The sequence below is a fragment of the Pseudonocardia ammonioxydans genome, assembly GCF_900115005.1.
Lineage (GTDB): Bacteria > Actinomycetota > Actinomycetes > Mycobacteriales > Pseudonocardiaceae > Pseudonocardia > Pseudonocardia ammonioxydans.
Map to the genome: position 1 here is coordinate 57,448 of NZ_FOUY01000026.1, position 19,515 is coordinate 76,962.

The window sequence follows — 19,515 nt, forward strand, 5'->3', positions numbered from 1 at the left end:
CGACCGGTGGGCGGTTCAGCGCGGGTTCTGCTCTTCGGCCTCGATCGCCGCGCGCATCACGTCGCGCCAGTACCCGTGCTGGACCGGGTAGAGGCCCTCGTCCTCGTTCTTCAGGCCGGCGGAGATGACGCCCTCCATGCCGAGTGCCGTGGCGACCTCGTCCGGGCCGGACAGCCAGTGCTGCGCGCCGCGGGACATGTCGTTCCACGGGGACGCGGTGGCCTCGAAGGTGAGCTGGCAGGCCCGGAACTCCTCGAGGTCGTCGGGGGTGGCCATGCCGGAGGCGTTGAAGAAGTCCTCGTACTGCCGGATCCGGTGCGCCCGGGCGGCGTCGCTCTCGCCCTTCGGCGCGATGCAGTGGATCGTCACCTCGGTCTTGTTCGGCGCGATCGGCCGGAAGTGCCGGATCTGGGTGGAGAACTGGTCCATCAGGTAGACGTTCGGGTAGAGACACAGGTTGCGGGAGCCCTTGACCATGAACTCGCCCTTGGCCTCGCCGAACTGCTCCTTCAGCTCCTCCATGGAGCTCCACAGCGGACGGTCCTGGGGGTTGGCCGCCCAGGTCCACAGGCACAGGTGCCCGTTGGGGTAGGACCAGTAGCCGCCGCCGGACTTGCCCCAGCCGCCGGCGTCGAGCGCCTTGGTGTCGTTCTTGGACTCGCCGCTGCCCCGCCGCGACGTGGTGGCCGCGTAGTTCCAGTGCAGTGCGGAGACGTGGTAACCGTCGGCGCCGTTCTCGGCCTGCACCTTCCAGTTGCCGTCGTAGGTGTAGGTCGAGGAACCGCGCAGCACCTCCAGCCCCTCCGGCGACTGGTCGACGAGCATGTCGATGACCTTGGTCGCGTCACCGAGGTGCTCGGACAGCGGCAGCACGTCCGGGTTGAGGGAGCCGAACAGGAAGCCGCGGTACTCGTCGAACCGGGCCACCTTGGTGAGGTCGTGCGAGCCGTCCTTGCCGAAGTTCTCCGGGTAGCCGGCGCCGTCGGGGTCCTTGACCTTCAGCAGGGTGCCGTCGTTGCGGAAGGTCCAGCCGTGGAACGGGCACGTGATGGTCAACCGGTTGTCGGTCTTGCGGCGGCACAGCATCGACCCGCGGTGCGCGCACGCGTTGATCATGCAGTGCAGCTCGCCCTGCTTGTCGCGAGTGATCATCACCGGCTGCCGGCCGATGTAGGTGGTGACGTAGTCACCCGGGTTCGGGAGCTGGCTGGTGTGGGCGAGGTAGACCCAGTTCCCCTCGAAGATGTGCTTCATCTCGAGTTCGAAGATCTCCTCGTCGGTGAAGATCCGGCGGTTGGCGCGGTAGACGCCCGCCTCCGGGTCCTCGACGACGGCGGAGTCCAGCACGCGGTGGACATGCGTGGAGTGTGCGACGGCGGTCATCGACGTCCTCCTGGTCGGTCCGGATCGACCCGGGGGCCGGTCCGGGACGGCTCTGGTCCGGGAATGCCGACAACCGTGCACCTTTCGGCCACCCTCTCGCCTCGGGCAGGTACCCAGTCCTGACCCAGGGTGGGTTGAGACGCTCAGCGTCTCGGTTCGGCTCAACTCGGTCTTTGTTCCTCTGGCCGACCCGGGATTACGCTGAATCTCGTCTCGCCGGGACGGCCACGAGGAGGTGACACGAATGGATCTGCGCCAGCTGCGCTACTTCGTCGCCGTGGCCGAGACCCGGCACTTCGGACGCGCCGCCGAGCGGCTGCACATGGCCCAGTCCCCGCTCTCGCAGGCCATCCGCCAGCTCGAGAGCCAGGTCGGGGCGACGCTGTTCGAGCGCACGACCCGCCGGGTCGACCTGACCCCCGCGGGCGCCTCGCTGCTCGAGGACGCCTACCGCATCCTCGCCTCGATCGACGACGCCCGCCGCCGGGTGGAGCGGGTCGCGGCCGGCGCGGACGGCGTCGTCACCGTCGGGGCCACCGACCTGGCCGCCTACCGGCTGCTGCCGCGGCTGGCCCGGGTGACCGCCCGCCGGATGCCGGCGCTGACGCTGCGGTTCCGGGCCGGGCTGCTCACCGCGGCCCAGGAGGACGAGCTCGACGAGCGCCGCATCGACCTCGCCGTGCTGCGCCCGCCGGTGGTGCGCCCGGACGTGTCCACCCGGACCGTCGCGAAGGAACGGCTGGTGGCGGCGCTACCGGCCGGGCACCGGCTGGCCGCGCGCGACTGCGTCTCGCTCGCCGAGCTGCGCAGCGACGACTTCGTCGCCTACGGCGCCAGCGGCTCCGTGGTCGACTCGGTCGCCACGCAGGGCTGCCTGGGCGCCGGGTTCCTGCCGCACCGGCGCACCGAGGCCCGCCACACCCCGGTCCTGCTCACCCACGTCGCCGCGGGCGAGGGCGTCGCCCTGCTGCCCGAGTCGGTACGCGCGCTGGGCACCGAGGGAGTCGTCTACCTCGAGCTGGAGGAGGAGCTGCGGGTCGACCTCGCGCTGGCCTGGCGCACCGAGGACCGGTCCCCCGCACTCGTCCGCCTGCTCGACACGCTCGCCGACCACGCACACGAGCTCGACCCCACTCCCCCCACCGTCTCCGCAGCCCCTGGAGGACCGCAGTGAAGATCGTCGCGATCGAGGCGATCCCGTTCGCCGTGCCCTACCGCAAGCCGCTGCGCTTCGCCAGCGGCGAGGTGCACACCGCCGATCACGTGCTGGTCCGCGTGCACGCCGAGGACGGGGTCGTCGGCACGGCCGAGGCCCCGCCGCGCCCCTACACCTACGGCGAGACCCAGGCCTCGATCCGCGCGGTGATCGACACCGTGTTCGCCCCGGAGCTCGTCGGGCTGTCGGTGTTCGACCGGGAGAAGATCCACGCGGTGCTCGACCGCACGATCGCCAACCCGGCCGCCAAGGCCGCGCTCGACATGGCGATCTGGGACGTGATGGGCCGCCGGCTCGGCATGCCGGTCACCGAGCTGCTCGGCGGGTGGACCGACCGGATGCGGGTATCGCACATGGTCGGCTTCGCCCCGGACGACGTGATGGTCGCCGAGGCGCAGCGGATGCGCGACGAGCACGGCATCACCACCTTCAAGGTCAAGGTCGGCCGCCACCCGGTCTCGCTCGACACCCGGGCCTGCCGGGCGCTGCGCGAGGCGCTGGGCCCGGAGGTCGAGCTCTACGTCGACGGCAACCGCGGCTGGAGCACGGCCGAGGCCGCCCGCGCCCTCGACGAGATGGCCGACCTCGGGCTGACGCTGTCCGAGGAGCTCATCCCCGCCGACCAGGTGCTGGGGCGGCGCTGGCTGACCGGCCGCACGTCCATCCCGACGGTGGCCGACGAGTCCGCCACCCGGCCCGGCGAGGTGACCCGCGAGCTGCTCGACGGTGCCGCCACGATGGTCAGCATCAAGACCGCGCGCACCGGTTTCACCAGCTCGCAGCGGGTGCTGCACCTCTGCGAGGGGCTCGGCGCCGAGGTCGTGATGGGCAACCAGATCGACGGCCAGCTCGGCACCGCCTGCAGCGTCGCCTTCGGTGCCGCGCACCGGCATACCAGCACGCGCGCCGGGGAACTCTCGAACTTCCTGGACATGGCCGACGACCTGCTCGTCGAGCCGCTCCGGATCGCCGACGGGGAGCTGCGGGTCCCCACCGGCCCCGGGATCGGCGTCGAGGTCGACCCGGACAAGCTCGCGCACTACCGCACCGATTCCTGAACCGCACCACCACAGGGGAGACGACAGATGAGCACCGAGACCGCCGCCACCGCCGCCGGCTCCGGCCGCAGCGCCACCGAGACGTTCCAGAAGAAGGTGCGCGAGGGCGGCGCGGCCGTCGACCACGCCCGGGTCGACGCGATCGCCAAGGACGCGCTGTCCGCGCTGCACGACGTCATCCGCAAGCACAAGCCGTCCTACGCCGAGTACGACGCGCTCAAGGCGTGGATGATCCAGGTCGGTGAGGACGGCGAGTGGCCGCTGTTCCTGGACGTGTTCATCGAGCACGTCGTCGAGGACACCGTCAACGCCGACCGCAAGGGCGCCACCGGCTCCATCGAGGGCCCGTACTACGTGCCGGACGCCCCGGAGTTCACCTCCGAGGGCACCCTCCCGATGCGGGAGGACGAGGCCGGGACCCCGTTCCTGTTCCAGGGCACCGTGACCGATCTGGACGGCAACCCGCTCGAGGGCGCCCTGGTCGACTTCTGGCAGGCCGACGACGCGGGCTTCTACTCGCAGTTCGCCCCGGGCCTGCCGGAGTGGAACCTGCGCGGCGTCTGCCGCACCGGCGCGGACGGCACCTTCAAGATCCACACGATCAAGCCGGCCCCGTACATGATCCCGCACGACGGCGCGACCGGCGCCTTCATCGAGGCGGCCGGCTGGCACCCGTGGCGGCCCGCCCACCTGCACCTGAAGGTCTCCGCCCCGGGCAAGCAGCTGATCACCAGCCAGCTCTACTTCGAGGGCGGCGAGTACGTCGCCGACGACGTCGCCCAGGCGGTGAAGCCGAACCTGGTGCTGCACCCGACCCCGGCCGAGTCCGGCTCGGGCGAGCAGGTCACCTACGACTTCGCGCTGGACCCCGCCTGATGGCCGAGCGTTTCGCCGTCCGGATGGTGGTCGACCTGCCGACCGACATGGACCCCGACGCCAAGGCCGACCTGCTCGCCCGGGAGAAGGCGTTCTCCCAGGAGTGGCAGCGCTCCGGGGAGTGGGTGAGCATCTGGCGGTGCGTGGGCGAGTACGCCAACCTGTCCATCTTCGAGGTGCGCGACAACGCGCAGCTGCACGAGATCCTCTCGGGCCTGCCGCTGTTCCCGTACATGACGATGGAGGTCACGCCGCTCACGACGCACCCGTCGGACATCAAGGCCTGACCCGCAGACCGACCCGGCCGGGCCGTCCCGCGAGCACCGCGGGGCGGCCCGGCCGTCGTCGTGTACGGGCCGTCAGTCGGGAGCCTCACAGACCAGCCCGAGCAGGGCCGCCGCGCCCGAGCCGTCGGCGCAGCCGGTCGACACACCGGCCCGCTCCACCCGCTGGCTCGCGTCCGCCGGCGGCGCGGGCGACACCGCGACCAGCAGCGCCGCACCGGCCAGCAGGCCCGCGAGCAGCACCCCGCCCAGCACGAACGCTCCCCCGCCTGCGTCGTCGTCCTCGCGCATCGTGTCCCCTCCTCGGAACTCCGGTGACATACTCCCATGGGGAGTACTCCCCTGGGGAGTATGGGAGGGTCCCGAGAATGTCCCGAGGGCAGACGCCGACGACGACGTCGTACGCCACGCTGGGCCTGCTGGCCGTGCAGCCGTGGAGCACCTACGAGCTCACCAACCAGATCCGGCGCAGCCTCGCGCGGTTCTGGCCGCGCGCGGCGAGCAAGCTGTACGAGGAACCGCGCAAGCTCGTGGCGCTCGGGTACGCGACCGCCGAGACCCAGCACCAGGGCCGCAGGCGGCGCACCGTCTATGCGATCACCCCCGAGGGACGGCGTGCGCTCGCCGCCTGGCTGGCCACGACCGGGGCGCCGCCCGCGCTGGAGTCCGAGCAGCTGCTGCGGGTCTTCCTCGCCGACCAGGGCACCCGTCAGGACCTGCTCGACACCCTCGCCGCGACCCGGGCCTGGGCCCGCGAACGGGCCGTGGTCGACGCCGCGATCGCCCGCGAGCACCTCGGCGGCGGCCCGTTCCCGCAGCGCCTGGCCGTGAACACGCTGGTCGGGCGCTACCTGTCGGACATGTCCGAGGCCACCGAGCGCTGGGCCGACTGGGCCAGCGAGATCGTGCGCGACTGGCCCGACGACCTGTCCGAGCTGCCCGTGGACACCGACGCGCTGCAGATGATCGCCGACCGCGACCCGGCCGGCCGGTGACCGGTCAGAGTCCGGTCATGTCGACCACGAACCGGAACCGGACGTCGCCGCGGGCGAGCCGGTCCAGGGCCGCGCCGAGCCGGTCCGGTGGCACCACCTCGACATCGGCGGTGATGCCGTGTGCCGCGGAGAAGTCGAGCATCTGCCGGGTCACCGGCACCCCGCCGGAACCGGTGCCGACGATCCGCTTCTCCCCCACCACCAGGTCCATCGGGTCGATCGTCAGCGGCTCCGGCGGGATGCCGACGAGGGCATAGGTGCCGTCCACGGCCAGCACCCGCAGGTAGGGAGCGAGGTCGACCGCCACACCGGTGGTGTCCAGCATGAGATCGACGCTGCGGAACGCCGCCGCCATCGCGTCGGCGTCCCGGGTGAGCACGACGTCGTCGGCGCCGAGCGCGAGTGCCGCGTCCCGCTTGGCCGGGCTGGTCGTGAACGCGACGACCCGGGCGCCGAGCGCGCGGGCGTACTTGACCGCCAGCAGCGGCGCGGCAGCCGCCGGGTCGAGCGTCTCGGGCAGGACGTAGGTGAAGTACCGGTCGACGACGATGTGGGTGGAGAACCCGCCACGCGTCGTCCCGCCCAGGTGCGGGTCGAGCCCGCCGTAGGTCAACGTCGGGAACGTCTTGCAGGCGTTCTCCCGGCCCTGCCGGCAGGCCGAGCAGCGCCGGCACGAGCCGATGATGTTGCCCACCGCGACCCGCTCCCCCGGCGAGAGGTCGTCCACGGCCGACCCGACCGCCTCGACCACACCGGTCATCTCGTGCCCCGCCACCAGCGGGAAGGCCGCCGGATCGGTGCCACGCAGGGCGTGCAGGTCGCTGGCGCAGACGCCGCAGTGGGGTCACGCGGACCACCACGTCGTCGGGGGTCGGGGCGCGCCGCTCGAAGGTCCAACGCTGCGGCGGGGCACCCGGCCCGGTCACCGCGATCCGCCACCCGCCGCCGCCTGCTCGACGCGGCGGCCGCCGAGTTCTCCCGGCACGGCATCGCCGGCGCCCGGGTGGACCGGATCGCCGACGCGGCCGAGGCGAACAAGGCACAGATCTACGCCTGGTTCTCGTCCAAGGACGGCCTGTTCGACGCCGTGTTCGCCGAGCACCTCGCCCTGATCCTCGAGATGGTCCCGTTCGAGCCCCGGGACCTGCCCGGCTACGTCGCCCGCCTCTACGACGCCTACGTGGAGCGCCCGGCCGTCGTCCGCCTGGCGATCTGGGCACGGCTCGAGCGCACCCACACCGGTGACCTGATGACCGTCGTCGCGGCGGACGTCGACGCGAAGATCGCCGCCGTTCGCGACGCCCAGGAAGCCGGCCTGATCGACTCCGAGATCGACGCCCGCGACGTCTACCCCCTGGTCATCGGCCTGTCCCTGGCCTGGTCGCCCGCCTCCCCGACCATCACCGCCGACCCGGCCGACGCCGCCGAGGAGCATCGGCGGCGCAAGGCCGCGCTGTCCGCGACGGCCCGCCGGGCCTTCCGGCCGGACGGCTGACCCGACGCCTTCCGCAGGGCGGGATCTCCGGTGGCCCGCGCGGCACCGCGCACCTAGCGTGACCTCGGCCCACGACGCGAGGAGGCGCCATGGCGACGATCGGCGAGGTCGGCTGGCAGGTACTGCGCGGGCACGGGATCGACACCGTGTTCGGCAACCCGGGATCCAACGAGCTGCCGTTCCTGGCCGCCATGCCCGGGGACGTCCGCTACGTGCTGGGCCTGCACGAGGGTGCGGTGCTGGGCATGGCCGACGGGTACGCCCAGGCCACCGGCGGGCCGGCCCTGGTGAACCTGCACGCGGCCTCCGGCTCGGGCAACGCCATGGGCGCGTTGACCAGCGCCGTGTACGCGCACTCCCCGCTGGTGCTGACCGCGGGCCAGCAGGTGCGTTCGACGGTCGGCCAGGAGGTCATGCTGACCAACGTCGACGCCGCCGCGCTGCCGCGCCCGCTGGTGAAGTGGTCGGCCGAGCCGGTCGACGCCCGGGACGTGCCGCGCTCGCTGTCCCAGGCGGTGCACACGGCGATGCTGGAGCCGCGCGGGCCGGTCTACCTCTCGGTGCCCTACGACGACTGGGCCGCCGAGGCCGGTCCGGACACCGGGCACCTGGTCGGCAGGCGCACCGCGTCCGCGGCCGCGCTCGACCCGGCCCAGCTCGACGCGCTGGCCGGCATGCTCGCGGCGGCGAGCGATCCGGTGCTCGTGCTCGGCCCGCAGGTGGACGCGGCCGGGGCGAACGCCGACGCGGTCCGGCTCGCCGAGTCGCTGGCCTGCCCGGTGTGGATCGCGCCGTCGGCGTCGCGGTGCCCGTTCCCGACCCGGCACCCGGGGTTCCGCGGGGTCCTGCCGGCCTCGGTGCGGGACGTGACCGCGCGCCTCGCCGGGCACGACGTCGTCCTCGTGGTGGGGGCGCCGGTGTTCCGCTACCACCAGTACCTGCCCGACGACCTGCTGCCCGCGGGGACGCGGCTGCTGCACCTGACCGCGGACCCGGCCGAGGCCGCCCGGGCCCCGATGGGCGACGCCTGGGTGGCCCCGGTCGGCCCGGCCCTGGCGGCACTGGCCGAGCGGGTGCCGGCGTCCGGACGGCCGGCGCAGCCGCCGCGCGCCCCGTTCGCCGAGCCCGCGTCGGCCACCGGCCACGTGCCGCCGGAGCAGCTGTTCGCACTGGTCCGCACGCTCGCACCGGCGGACGCGGTGCACGTGGTCGAGTCGACCGCGACCGCGGACGCGTACTGGGCGCAGGCCGACCTCACCGAGCCGGGCAGCTACCTGTTCCCCGCCTCGGGCGGGCTCGGGTTCGGGCTGCCGGCCGCGGTCGGCGCGCAGCTCGCGCACGGCAGCGCACGCCGGGTCGTCGCCCTGGTGGGCGACGGGTCGGCGAACTACGGCATCACCGCGCTGTGGACGGCCGCGCAGTACCGCGTCCCGGTGGTGTTCGTGATCCTCCGTAACGGCACCTACGGCGCGCTGCGCGGGTTCGCGGAGCTGCTCGGGACCGGCGAGACACCCGGCCTGGACGTGCCCGGCCTGGACTTCGTCAAGATCGCCGAGGGCTACGGGGTCCCCGCCGTGTCCGCCCGGGACGCCGACGGCGTCACCGCCGCCCTGAAGGAGGCGTTCGACGCCGACGGGCCCCGGCTGGTCGAGGTCCTCACCGCGCCCGGGGTGGGCTGAGCCGCTCGGCGCCGTCCACCTCGGCGAGGAAGCCCGCCAGGCGCGCGGCGACCAGTTCCGGGGCGGTCGCGGTGGCGAAGTGCGACTGCCCGGGCAGCACGGCCCGGTGCGCGTGCGGGAGCGCGGCGGCGAGCCGGTCCAGCACGGCGGGGACCGGGTCCCAGGTCTCGGCCCCCTGCATCAGCAGCACCGGCACCGTGATGCCCGCGAACCGGGCCGGGTCGCCGTCGTCCGCGGCGAACGCCTCGAGCTCGTGGCCCTGGGCGTGCAGGCTGCGCCGCGCCACCTCCGGCGGCGCCGGCGGCATCGCCTCGACCAGCGCGGGCGGCGCGCCCGCGACCTCGAGCGCGAAGATCCGGGCCGCGGCGTCCGGGTCGTCGGTGGCCCGGTAGCGCTCGAGCACCGGCCCGAGCCGCGGGCCCGACGCGTGCAGCGGCGGCTCGTACACCGTCAGCGAGGCGATCCCGGCCGGGTCGGCCGCCGCCGCGTGCAGCGCGACGGTGGCTCCGGCGGAGCCCCCGACCAGGTGTACCGGGGTGCGGCCGGGCCCGGCGGCGGCGTCCAGCAGCGCGCGCACGTCGGCGGTCTCGCGGGCGAAGGTGTGCCGGCCGGCCCCGTCACCGCTGGGGCTGTGGTGCCGGCGGGCGGGCAGCCACATCTCGTAGCGGTCGGCCAGCTGCTCGGCGACGGCCCGCCAGCTGTGGGTGCCGCCCCCGCTGCCGTGCAGCATCAGCACCGGCGGCCCCGCGCCGACACGCTCCACGGCCAGCTCGACGCCCTCTCCCCCGACGATCCGTTCCACGGTTCCTCCCCCGATGTCGTTCCGCGGCGCAAGGCTACGGATCGGCGGGCGGGATCTCCGTGGTTTTTCCGCGCCGTCCGGCGTCACGGCCCCGCCGCACCACAGCGCGGACCAGCAGCCCGGTCACCAGCACGAGCCCGCCGGCCAGGAGCGCGACCGGTGGGAGCAGCGCGGCCAGGACCAGGCAGCCCACCAGACCGGACGCCGAGAGCACGCGCCGCCACGGCCGGTCGCGGTGCAGCGTGAGCGCCGCGGCGTTCGCGACGGCGTAGTAGAGCAGCACCGCGAACGCGGACAGCCCGATCGCGGTGACCGGGCCCGCGGTGAGCACGACGACGAGCACCGCGGCCCCGGCCGCGAGCTCCGCCCGGTGCGGCACCGCGAACCGCGGGTGCACGGCGGCGAGCGCACCCGGCAGCTCGTGGTCGCGGGCCATCGCGAGCACGGTCCGCCCGACGCCGGCGACCAGCGCGAGCAGCGCCCCGGCCGAGGCGACCGCACCGCCGGCACGGACCAGCGGTGCGAGGCCGGGGCCGGCGGCGGTGGCGAGCGGGGCCCCGGACCCGGCCAGTGCGGCCGGCCCGGCGGCGGTCAGCGCGGCGAGGGCCACCAGCGCGTACACCCCCAGCACCAGGCCCAGCGCGAGCGGGATCGCGCGCGGGATGGTGCGGGCCGGGTCGCGGACCTCCTCGCCGAGGGTGGCGATCCGCGCGTAGCCGGCGAAGGCGAAGAACAGCAGGCCGGCGGCCTGCAGGACGGCGAGGGGACCGGCGTCGCCCCAGCCCGCCCACGGTGTGGTGACCGCCGGCCGGGACAGCGCGGCCACCACCACGGCGGCCAGCACGGCGAGGGTGAGGGCGAGCAGCACCCGGGTGGCCGCGGCGGTCCGGGTGATCCCGCGCAGGTTCACCGCGACCACGGCGACGACGGCGGCGGCCGCGACCGCCCGCGCGTGCTCCGGCCAGGCGTGGGCGCCGAGGGTGAGCGCCATCGCCGCACACGAGGCGATCTTGCCGGTGACGAAGGCCCAGCCCGCGAGGAAACCCCAGGTCCGCCCCAGCCGGTGGCGGCCGTAGACGTAGGCACCGCCGGACTCCGGGTGGCGGGCCGCCAGCCACGCCGAGGACATCGCGTTGGCCGTGGCGATCGCACCCGCGACGAGCAGTGCGGGCAGCACGGCGGTGCCGGCGACCGCGGCGGCCGGTCCGAGGACGGCGAAGACCCCGGCACCGAGCATCGCGCCCATCCCGAGTACGACGGCGTCGGTGAGCCCCAGGCGCCGGGCCAGTCGTGCGGAGCCACCCATCAGCCCCGCCTCCCGCACGCGGCCGGGACACGAGCCGGGCAGCACCGACCACGGCAGGGCCGACCGAACCCGGGCCGACCGAGCCTGGGCCGATCGAGCGTGAGCCGATCGAACCCGGGCCGATCAGGGCAGGATCGTTCCCGCGCCGGCCGGCTCCGCCTCCGGGGGCCCGGCGGGCGCCGGTGGTGGTGCCGGCCGCGGCACCAGGAGCCGGAGCTCGGCGAGCCGGTCGCGAGTCCGGGCGTCCGCGCCGGGTGGGGCCCCGCCCGGCGGGAGCGTGACGTCGTCGTCCATCGGACCATCAGGGCACCGTCCGCGCCGCGTGTCATCGTCAGGATCGGGGATTCACCGGGCTCGGGCCCCGGTCCACGATCCCAGCAGCTCCGGCAGGTCCGCGACCCCGCCGACGACGTCGGTCGGCCCGGCCGCGGTGAGCTCCTCGCGGGTCTGGGCCCCGGTCAGCACCCCGACCACCCGGCCGGCCCGGGCGTTGCGCCCGGCCCGGACGTCGAGCACCGTGTCGCCGGCGGCCAGGACCCGGCCGGGGGCGTCGACGCCGGTCAGGGCCATCGCGCGGTGGATCATCGCGGGGTCCGGGCGCCCCACACCGACGTCCTCGGCGCACACCACCCCGTCCAGCTCGGTCGTGAACGCCGCCGGCAGCGCGGCCAGCAGCGGATCGGTGACCTGCCGGTCGAACCCGGTGGTGAGCACGACCGCCGTCCCTGCCGAGCGCAGGGCCGCGAGGGCCGCGGGGACCCCGGGCAGCGGCCGCGGTGGCGTGGCGGCGTAGGCGGCGGCGAGGCGGGCGACGAAGTCGGCGTGCAGGTCCTCGACCGTGTCGCGCCCGGTGAGCGCGGCCAGCGCCTCCCGCTTGTCCGCGCCCATCCAGCGACGCAGACCGGCGTCCGACGGCGGGTGCCCGGCCGCGGTGACGACCTCGGCCAGCACCCGGTACACCGCACCCCCCTCGTACACGGTGGTACCGGCGATGTCGAGAACGGCCAGGGTGACGGTCATGCAGCACTCCCCAGGTGGCGGCGGACCAGCGCGGACAGCCGGTCGACGGCGACGATCAGCACGAGGACGACGAGGATGTGGGTCAGCATCTCGTCGAACCGGAACAGCTGGATCGACTGGTTGATCAGGAACCCGATGCCGCCGGCGCCGACCAGGCCGAGCACCAGCGACGAGCGGACGTTGACGTCGAAGCGGTAGAGCAGCAACCCGGTCAGCTGCGGGGTCAGCGACGGCAGCAGCGCGTGCGCCGCGACCTGCAGCCGCCCGGCCCCGGCCGACCGCAGCGCCGTCGGCGGACCGGGGTCGGCGTCCTCGATCGTCTCGGCCCACAGCTTGCCCATCACCCCGACGTTGTGGAACACCAGCGCGAGCACCCCGGGGAACGGGCCGAGCCCGACGGCGGTCACGAAGATCAGCGCGAACACCACGTCCGGGACGGCGCGCAGGAACGACAGCAGCCCGCGGGCGGCCTGGTAGACCACCGGCCCCGGTGCGGTGCCCCGCGCCGCGGCCAGCGCGAGCAGCAGCGCGAACGGGATCGACAGGGTGGTGCCGAGCAGGCCGATCCAGAGCGTGACGAGCGCACCCTCCAGGCTCGGGAGGAGGACGTCGGCGGACAGGTCCGGCGGGATCGCCTCGGACAGGAAGTCCGCCATGCCGTCCGCGCCGTCGAGCAGCGTCGCGAACGACATCTCGGTGGTCCGCCAGGCGATCACGTGCACGATCAGCAGTGCCGCGAGGACCGCCCCGCCCACGGCGAGGGTGCGGGGCCTGCGGCGGCGCGGTGGGACGGGGACCCACCGGACCCCGGTGTCGGTCATGGTCACGACACGGCCTCCAGGTCACGGTCGTCGGCCGGGTAGAGGGACCCGACATCGGTGCCGGCCGGCCCGTCGAGGACGACGCGGCCCTCGCGCAGCCCGACCACACGGTCGGCGTACCGGGCGGCCAGTCCCGGCTGGTGCAGCACGGCGAGCACGGCCAGCCGCTCGGTGTGCGCCAGCTCGGCGAGCAGCCCGAGCACCTGCTCGGCGGCGGCCGGGTCGAGTGCGGACACCGGTTCGTCGGCGAGCAGCACGCGGGCCCGCTGGCACAGCGCGCGGGCCACGGCGACACGTTGCTGCTGCCCGCCGGACAGCGCCCCGGCCCGGTCGTGTGCCCGGTCGGCGAGCCCGACCCGCTCGAGGCAGCCCATCGCCTCCTCCCGGACCGCACGCGGGAACAGGGCCGCCACCAGCGACGACCGCAGGGGCAGCCGTCCGAGCGCGCCCGCACACACGTTGTCGAGCACGGTGCGCCGCGGCACGAGGTGGATCCGCTGGAAGACCAGCGCCACGTCGAGCGGAGCACGCTCCCGGCCGTCGACGCGCACCTCGCCGTCGTTCTCTCCGCCGTCGCTCCCGGCGAGACCGGCGGCGGCGCGGAGCAGGGTGGACTTGCCCGAACCGTTGGCACCGAGGACGGCGAGGAGCTCACCGGCCGCGACCTCGACGTCGACGCCGTGCAGCACCTCCCGGTCGCCGTAGCGCACCCGGGCGCCGGTCACCTGCAGCATCACTCCACGTCCTTCTCGGTCAGGCCGAGCTTCGCGGCGAGCTCGACGAGCGGGGCATAGGTGGTGTGGTCGACCGGCACGAGCTGCCCGGGCGGGCTGACGTCGAGCAGCGCGCCGACCTCGCCGACGGCCTGCGCGTCGAGGTTCAGCAGGGCGTCGGTCAGGGCCGCCTTGACCTGCGGGTCGAGGCTCCCGCGCACGGTGACCGGGTCGGTCGGGATCGGGGCGGAGGTCCACACCTGCCGGAACAGCTCCGGGTCGAATGTGCCGGACTCCGTCGCGGTGGCCAGCTGCTGGGAGTTGATCTGGGCGGCGTCGACGTGCCCGTTGGTCAGTGCGAGCAGGGCTTCGGGGTGGCCGCCCGCGTAGTCGACGCGGACGTCGCCCTCCGCCAGACCGGCGTCGAGCAGGGCCTGGCGGGGCAGCGCGTCCCCGGAGGTGGACCCGACCGCGCCCAGGGCGAGGTCACGCCCGCGCAGCTGCTCGACCGAGGTGATGTCGGAGTCGCGGGGCACCCAGATGCCGGCGGTGTAGGACGACAGCCGCCCGTCGGCGGTGCCGAACGAGGCGACGGCCTCGGCCTGCGCGCGCTGCTCGGCGAAGACGTAGCCGAGCGGGCCGAAGATGCCGAGGTCCAGCTCGTCGTTGCGCATGGCCAGGACCTGGGCGGCGTAGTCCTGCGGGACCTCGACCGCGACCGGGCAGCCGAGCCGCCGTTCCAGGGCGTCGCCGAGCACCTCGGCGGCCGGCACGAGCACCGCCGGGTCCTCGAAGGGGACGACGCCCATCCGGAGCTCGCCGTCGGGACAGGTGGGGGACGCGGCGGAGTCCTGTTCGGATGGACCGGCGCAGGCGGTCAGGGCGAGGGTCGCGGCGAGCAGGACGCCGGCGAGCAGGCGGGGACGCATCAGTGCTCCTGGGTGGTCGGTGTGGCGGCGCAGAGCCGGTCGAGGACGGCCGGGGCGAGGCCGAACGCGGTGGTCATGCCGATCCCGGAGGTGACGGACACGGCCGTCGTCGCCGGGGCGGCGGGGCGGATCAGGAACTCGCCGGGGGCGTCGGCGTAGACGCCCTGCCAGCGGCGGACGACGGCGATGTCGGTCCCGAGCAGCGCCCGGGTCTCGGCGAGCAGCAGATCGTCGAGCTGCTCGTCGGACCAGGGGCCGGGAGTGCGGTCGTAGGTGTGGGTGTCGCCGACGACGAGGTCGCCGCCGGGCAGCTGGGTGAGCATGTGGTTGATCCCGGCGTCGAGCAGCGCGGGGCGCTCGTCGCGCCAGCGCTCGCGCAGTGCCGCCGCACCCGCCGTGCCGGCCAGGGCCGGGTAGCGCAGCATCGAGCTGCCGGTGAGCACGGCCGGGCCGATCGTGACCGGTGTGGACGGTCGGACCTGCAGCATCTGCAGGACGCACCGGCGCACGCCCGCGGTGTCGGCGAGGTCCGGGAACAGCCGGTCCACGTCGTGGCCCACGCACACCAGGACCTGCCGGGCGCGCACGTCACCACGTCCGGTGTGGACGGTGACCGGCCCGTCCGCGGCCGTGCCGGTGACCCCCGGCCCCGTCGCAGCCGGCCCCGTCGCCTCCGCGCCCCGTGATCCGTCGGCGCCCGGGTGGCCGGTACGCCAGCGCGCCCGATCGGTGGCCGGCCGCCCACCCGGCGAGTGCGTGGCCTCCGTGTCGCCGCCCGGCCGCGCCGCCTCCCCGATCCCGAGAACCGGGGCGCCGAACCGGACCTCGGCGCCCGGCCGGGCGTTCAGCCACGCGGCGATCGCACCCACCGCGGCGCGCTGGTCCACCCGCAGGTCGCGGGGCAGGAAGGCGCCGCCGTGCAGGTCCGCGGCCGCGACCGGGACGCGGGCGGCGACCTCCCGCGGATCGAGGAGCTCGACGTCGGCGCCGCGCGTGGCCGCGAGCTCCTCGAGCGCGGCCCGCTCCTCCGCGGACCGGGCGACGACGACGGTGCCGCACTCGGCGACCCCGAACCCGGCCGCACGGCCGAGCCGCAGCCAGGTGTCGCGGCCCCGCTCGGCGTGGCGCAGCGCGTCCCCGGTCTGGGCGGTCAGGCAGCCGTGGCCGAAGTTCCGCACCGAGGCCCCGACGGCACGCTCGTCGCGTTCCAGCACGGTGACCGTCAGACCGCGGGCCACCGCCTCCACGGCGTGGGCGAGGCCGACGATCCCGGCCCCGACGATCACCACATCACTCATCCGGGTCACGCTGCGTACCGTCGCAGCCGCTCTGCCACCCCGGCAATGACTTGTAGAGACAAGTCAGAGCTTGTTCACCTGCTGTATCCGTGAACGCCCTGCACCGGTCCCGATTCCTTGTAGAGTCAGGATCGTGGGCACGCCGTTGCACCGGACACTCGCCGACGAGCTCCGCACCCGGATCCGGGGCGGTGCCCTGGGCGTCGGGGCGCTGTTGCCGTCCGAGGCGGAGCTGTGCCGGGAGTTCTCGACCTCGCGCGGGCCGGTGCGGCAGGCGCTCGCCGCGCTGCGTGACGAGGGGCTGATCGGCGGCGGCCAGGGTCGGCGGCCGGTCGTGCTCGACACGGTCCCGGCGCAGCCGTTCGAGTCGTTCCTGTCGTTCACCCGCCGCGCCGAGCTCACCGGGCACGTCCCCGGCCAGCGGCTGCACGAGATCGCGCTGCGGCACCCGGACCCCGCGGTGGCCGCGGCCCTGCATCTGGAGCCCGACGACTACGCCGTGCAGTTGATCCGGCTGCGGCTGCTCGACGACCGGCCCGCGATGCTGGAACGGATGACCTACGTCGAGACGGTCGGGCGCCCACTGCTCGACGCCGACCTCAACGCGGGCTCGATCTATGCGCTGCTCACCGCGCACGGGGTGGACCTGCACGCTGCCCGGCACACCTTCGACGCCGTCGCCGCCGACGCCCTCGACGCCGAGCTGCTCGACGTCGCGGTCGGGCACCCGTTGCTGCGGGAACGGCGGCTGACCTGGAACGGCGCCGGGGAGACCCTGGAGTGGTCCGAGGACCGCTACCGCCCGGACGTCGCCGCGGTGACGATCACCAACACCCGCGGCGGCCGCGGCTCCCTCACCCGGGAGTGACCGCGCCGCCCGGGGCACGAGCGGCATGCTTCCGCCCGGAGCGGGCGAGAACGTGCACCTCGATCCCGCATCCGGCACCGACTCGCACGCTGCCGCCCCGAGCCAGGCACGATCGTGCATCTCACCCGGGGCTGCGCCGCCCACTCACACGCTCACGCCCCGAGCAGGGCGAGAGTGTGCATCTCACCGGAGGCCGGGCCGCCGACTCGCACGGTCCCGCCCCGAATCGGGCGCGAGCGTGCATCTCATCGGGAGCGCGCCACCGACTCGCACGCTGCCGCCCCGAACCAGGCGAAAGTCTGCACCTCACCCGGGCTGGGCCGCCCACTCGCACGGTCCCGCCCCCGGCGAGCGGGACGCTGCACCCGCGCGCCGGGACTCCCCGTCTCGCGACTGCTCCTGCGAGCGAGCCGGCGTTCCTCGTTCCTCCGGTCCGCGGCCGAGCTCCGGACCGGGGAACGGGAACGGGCGCCCCGCTTCTCAGGTGAGGCTCGAGCTGCACGCTGTCGCCCCGATCCGGGCAAGAGCGTGCAGCTCGGCCGCGACCGGGGCCGCCGACCCGCACGCTCCCGCCGCTGCACGGGCGGAAGGGTGCGCCTCGGTCCCAGCGGGGCACCCACGCGCACGCTGTCGTCCCCCGCCGCGGGAGCGGGTGCCCCGGCCCGGCGTCAGGGGCGCACGGCCTGGCGGGGCGCGGCACCGGGCGCACCGGCGGCGGCGAAGGCGGCGTCGAGCTCGTCGAGCGCCCACGGGCCACCGGTGAGCCCGGCGAACGGGAACCGGTCATGCTCGGCGGCGAGGAACTCGACGGCGGCGGCGAGGTGGCGGGGCGCGTAGTTGTGCACGCCGACCACCGTGTGCAGGCCGCGCACCAGGCGTTCCGGGTCCAGCTCGACGGCCGGACCGGGCGAGACGCTGCCGGCGAGCACCGCGGTGGCACCGACGTCGAGGCTGTCGAGACAGGTCCGGACCCCGTCCGGCGCCCCGGACAGCTCCAGCGCCACGTCGAACGCACCCGCGGCCGGGGACCCGACCGCGGCGGCCGCGCCGAACTGCAGCGCACGCTCCCGCCGGCCGGTGTGCGGGTCCGCGACCACCACCTCGGCGCCGGCCCGGGCGGCCATCGCCACCGCCGTCACCCCGAGCATCCCGGCGCCGACGACCAGGACCCGGTCCCCCGGCCCGAGCGGCCCGGCCGCGTCCAGGACCGCCGCGACCGTGGCAGTCGCGCACGAGGCGGGCGCGGCCACGAGGTCGGGCACGGCGTCCGGGACCACGACGGTCGGGGTGCCCGGGGCGAGCAGGCAGTGGCTGGCGAAACCGCCGGTCAGCGGGCGCGCCTCGTCGAGTGGTTCGTGGCCGTACTTGCGCAGGTCGGTGCACTTCTGCGGCAGCCCGCGGCGACAGCGCGGACACCTCCCGCAGGAGGCGGCGACCGACCACACGATCCGGTCCCCGACCCGGACCGGCGTTCCGTCGACGTGCCGCGGACCGCCGGCCGGATCTCCGACGCCGGGCTCCCCGGCGGCAGAGTGCCTGCCCACCGGGGCACCGACCGCGACGACCCGGCCGACCTGCTCGTGCCCGAGCACCCCCGGCACCGGGGAGGACCGGTGGCCCCGGGTCGTGTGCAGGTCCGACCCGCACACGGTCGCCAGGTCGACCCGCACCAGCACCTCGCCGGGCCCGGGCCGGGCCGGCAGCGGGGCGTCGACCAGGCGGAACGGATTGCCGACACCGTCCCAGCGGGCGTAGCGGGCGGTCGCCGCAGTCGTCGTCATGCGGGAACGGTCGCACCCGGCCCGGCCGTCGTCGACCAACTTGTATCGACAAGTCGGTGAACGGTTCCGCGGCGGGTGCATCGGGTACCCGCGTCCCATGACCGCGGACCAGCAGGACGCCCCGAGCACGACACCGACCCCCGATCCCGCCGAGCACCGCGCGTACTTCCCGTCGCCGTACTCGCTCGACGCCTACACCTCGGCACGGACCGACTTCGACGGTCTTGCCACCGAGCGCGGCGCCTGGTCGGGCCGACCGTGGAAGGTGCTGGTACTCGCCACCGACGAGCGGTACCTGCCGATGGACAACGGCACGATGTTCTCCACCGGCAACCACCCGGTGGAGACACTGCTGCCGCTGCACCACGTCCTCGAAGCCGGTTTCGGGGTCGAGGTCGCCACGCTCTCCGGCAACCCGGCGAAGTTCGAGTGGTGGGCCTACCCCGGCGAGGACGACGCGGTGCGCAGCGCCCGGGACGCGGTGCTCCCCCGGTGGCGTGCACCGAAGTCGCTGGCCGAGGTCGTCGAGCACGAGCTCGGTGACGACTCCGAGTACCTGGCGGTGTTCGTCCCGGGCGGGCACGGCGCGCTGTCCGGGCTGCCGTTCAGCACCGACGTCCGGGACCTCCTGGAGTGGGCGATGCGCACCGACCGGCTCGTCGTCTCCCTCTGCCACGGCCCGGCCGCGTTCCTGGCGAGCCGGATCGGGCGCGGCCGGTCGCTGTTCGAGGGCTACGAGATGTGCGTGTTCCCCGACGCGCTCGACGCCGGCGCCAACATCGACATCGGCTACCTGCCCGGCGCGCTGCCGTGGCTGCTGGGCGCGGCCCTGCAGAAGGACGGCGTGCGCGTCGTCAACGACGACATGTCGGGCCGGTGCACCACCGACCGCAACGTCATCACCGGGGACAGCCCGCTCGCGGCGAACGAGCTCGGCAGGCGCACCGCCACCGCGCTGCTGGAGAAGGCCCGCGCGCGGGCCTGACCCACG

At 74.9% G+C, this 19,515-nt stretch carries 21 protein-coding genes and 1 pseudogene; 9 read left to right on the plus strand and 13 right to left on the minus strand.

Features of this window, described 5'->3' with window-relative positions:
• Positions 1-15: 15 nt before the first annotated feature.
• Positions 16-1,383 (minus strand): benzoate 1,2-dioxygenase large subunit, encoded by a 1,368-nt coding sequence (benA, locus tag BM093_RS22680; protein WP_093348714.1) that lies wholly within the window; start codon positions 1,381-1,383, stop codon positions 16-18.
• Positions 1,384-1,627: 244 nt separating this feature from the next.
• Here benA and BM093_RS22685 point away from each other — a divergent pair, with 244 nt between their 5' ends.
• The 4 genes from BM093_RS22685 to BM093_RS22700 are packed head-to-tail and all read left to right on the plus strand — an operon-like array spanning position 1,628 to position 4,820.
• Entirely contained in the window at positions 1,628-2,557 is a 930-nt protein-coding gene (locus BM093_RS22685) for a LysR substrate-binding domain-containing protein (RefSeq protein ID WP_093348720.1), read from the plus strand.
• Positions 2,554-3,657: a mandelate racemase/muconate lactonizing enzyme family protein gene (locus BM093_RS22690; RefSeq protein ID WP_093348725.1), complete on the plus strand. Its 1,104-nt coding sequence runs from the start codon at positions 2,554-2,556 to the stop codon at positions 3,655-3,657. The genes BM093_RS22685 and BM093_RS22690 overlap by 4 nt, the downstream gene beginning before the upstream one ends.
• Before the next feature lie 27 nt (positions 3,658-3,684).
• A complete protein-coding gene (gene catA, locus BM093_RS22695; RefSeq protein ID WP_093348730.1) occupies positions 3,685-4,533 on the plus strand; it encodes a catechol 1,2-dioxygenase in 849 nt (282 codons plus the stop codon).
• On the plus strand, positions 4,533-4,820 hold the full coding sequence (locus BM093_RS22700) for a muconolactone Delta-isomerase family protein (protein WP_093348734.1): 288 nt from the start codon (positions 4,533-4,535) through the stop codon (positions 4,818-4,820). The genes catA and BM093_RS22700 overlap by 1 nt, the downstream gene beginning before the upstream one ends.
• Before the next feature lie 72 nt (positions 4,821-4,892).
• Here the strand turns inward: BM093_RS22700 and BM093_RS22705 are convergent, their stop codons facing one another.
• A complete protein-coding gene (locus BM093_RS22705; RefSeq protein ID WP_093348739.1) occupies positions 4,893-5,108 on the minus strand; it encodes a hypothetical protein in 216 nt (71 codons plus the stop codon).
• Between the two features lie 77 nt (positions 5,109-5,185).
• On the opposite strand from BM093_RS22705, the gene BM093_RS22710 reads away from it, so the two are divergent.
• Positions 5,186-5,812: a PadR family transcriptional regulator gene (locus BM093_RS22710; protein WP_093348742.1), complete on the plus strand. Its 627-nt coding sequence runs from the start codon at positions 5,186-5,188 to the stop codon at positions 5,810-5,812.
• A 4-nt stretch (positions 5,813-5,816) separates the two neighbouring features.
• On the opposite strand, the gene BM093_RS22715 is transcribed toward BM093_RS22710, so the two are convergent.
• Both BM093_RS22715 and BM093_RS38390 read right to left on the minus strand, forming a co-directional pair.
• A complete protein-coding gene (locus tag BM093_RS22715) occupies positions 5,817-6,362 on the minus strand; it encodes a zinc-binding dehydrogenase (RefSeq protein ID WP_425439192.1) in 546 nt (181 codons plus the stop codon).
• Positions 6,339-6,638: pseudogene (locus tag BM093_RS38390) on the minus strand (alcohol dehydrogenase catalytic domain-containing protein); the annotation flags it as partial. The gene BM093_RS22715 and the pseudogene BM093_RS38390, both read right to left, overlap by 24 nt.
• A 123-nt stretch (positions 6,639-6,761) precedes the next feature.
• Here BM093_RS38390 and BM093_RS22720 point away from each other — a divergent pair.
• Both BM093_RS22720 and mdlC read left to right on the plus strand, forming a co-directional pair.
• Complete coding sequence (locus tag BM093_RS22720) at positions 6,762-7,307, plus strand: TetR/AcrR family transcriptional regulator (protein WP_093348858.1); 546 nt, start codon at positions 6,762-6,764, stop codon at positions 7,305-7,307.
• A gap of 89 nt (positions 7,308-7,396) precedes the next feature.
• On the plus strand, positions 7,397-8,986 hold the full coding sequence (gene mdlC, locus BM093_RS22725; protein WP_093348746.1) for a benzoylformate decarboxylase: 1,590 nt from the start codon (positions 7,397-7,399) through the stop codon (positions 8,984-8,986).
• On the opposite strand, the gene BM093_RS22730 is transcribed toward mdlC, so the two are convergent.
• From BM093_RS22730 to BM093_RS22760, 8 genes are all read right to left on the minus strand, one after another.
• The gene (locus BM093_RS22730) at positions 8,964-9,788 is read right to left on the minus strand and encodes an alpha/beta fold hydrolase (RefSeq protein ID WP_218162881.1); all 825 of its coding nucleotides are present in this window, start codon (positions 9,786-9,788) and stop codon (positions 8,964-8,966) included. The genes mdlC and BM093_RS22730 overlap by 23 nt on opposite strands.
• Positions 9,789-9,822: 34 nt before the next feature.
• On the minus strand, positions 9,823-11,094 hold the full coding sequence (locus tag BM093_RS22735; protein ID WP_093348866.1) for an APC family permease: 1,272 nt from the start codon (positions 11,092-11,094) through the stop codon (positions 9,823-9,825).
• A 123-nt stretch (positions 11,095-11,217) separates the two neighbouring features.
• Positions 11,218-11,388: a hypothetical protein gene (locus BM093_RS36105; RefSeq protein ID WP_177238646.1), complete on the minus strand. Its 171-nt coding sequence runs from the start codon at positions 11,386-11,388 to the stop codon at positions 11,218-11,220.
• Positions 11,389-11,439: 51 nt separating this feature from the next.
• Positions 11,440-12,114, minus strand: coding sequence for a phosphonatase-like hydrolase (locus BM093_RS22740; RefSeq protein ID WP_093348751.1), 675 nt, complete (start codon positions 12,112-12,114; stop codon positions 11,440-11,442).
• Positions 12,111-12,935: a phosphonate ABC transporter, permease protein PhnE gene (phnE, locus tag BM093_RS22745; RefSeq protein ID WP_093348755.1), complete on the minus strand. Its 825-nt coding sequence runs from the start codon at positions 12,933-12,935 to the stop codon at positions 12,111-12,113. The genes BM093_RS22740 and phnE overlap by 4 nt, the downstream gene beginning before the upstream one ends.
• 2 nt (positions 12,936-12,937) lie before the next feature.
• Positions 12,938-13,669 (minus strand): phosphonate ABC transporter ATP-binding protein, encoded by a 732-nt coding sequence (locus tag BM093_RS22750; RefSeq protein ID WP_093348869.1) that lies wholly within the window; start codon positions 13,667-13,669, stop codon positions 12,938-12,940.
• Positions 13,669-14,577, minus strand: a complete 909-nt coding sequence (locus tag BM093_RS22755) for a phosphate/phosphite/phosphonate ABC transporter substrate-binding protein (protein WP_093348759.1) — start codon at positions 14,575-14,577, stop codon at positions 13,669-13,671. The genes BM093_RS22750 and BM093_RS22755 overlap by 1 nt, the downstream gene beginning before the upstream one ends.
• A complete protein-coding gene (locus BM093_RS22760; RefSeq protein WP_245773725.1) occupies positions 14,577-15,875 on the minus strand; it encodes an FAD-dependent oxidoreductase in 1,299 nt (432 codons plus the stop codon). The genes BM093_RS22755 and BM093_RS22760 overlap by 1 nt, the downstream gene beginning before the upstream one ends.
• 133 nt (positions 15,876-16,008) lie before the next feature.
• Here BM093_RS22760 and BM093_RS22765 point away from each other — a divergent pair, with 133 nt between their 5' ends.
• Positions 16,009-16,743: a GntR family transcriptional regulator gene (locus BM093_RS22765; RefSeq protein ID WP_177238647.1), complete on the plus strand. Its 735-nt coding sequence runs from the start codon at positions 16,009-16,011 to the stop codon at positions 16,741-16,743.
• 668 nt (positions 16,744-17,411) lie between these two features.
• Here BM093_RS22765 and BM093_RS22770 read toward each other — a convergent pair.
• The gene (locus tag BM093_RS22770) at positions 17,412-18,524 is read right to left on the minus strand and encodes a zinc-binding dehydrogenase (RefSeq protein WP_093348883.1); all 1,113 of its coding nucleotides are present in this window, start codon (positions 18,522-18,524) and stop codon (positions 17,412-17,414) included.
• A 97-nt stretch (positions 18,525-18,621) separates the two neighbouring features.
• Between BM093_RS22770 and hchA the strand changes: the two genes are divergently transcribed.
• Positions 18,622-19,509 carry a glyoxalase III HchA gene (gene hchA / locus BM093_RS22775; RefSeq protein WP_093348764.1) on the plus strand — a complete coding sequence of 296 codons (888 nt, stop codon included), beginning with the start codon at positions 18,622-18,624 and terminating at the stop codon, positions 19,507-19,509.
• The last annotated feature ends 6 nt before the right edge of the window (positions 19,510-19,515 follow it).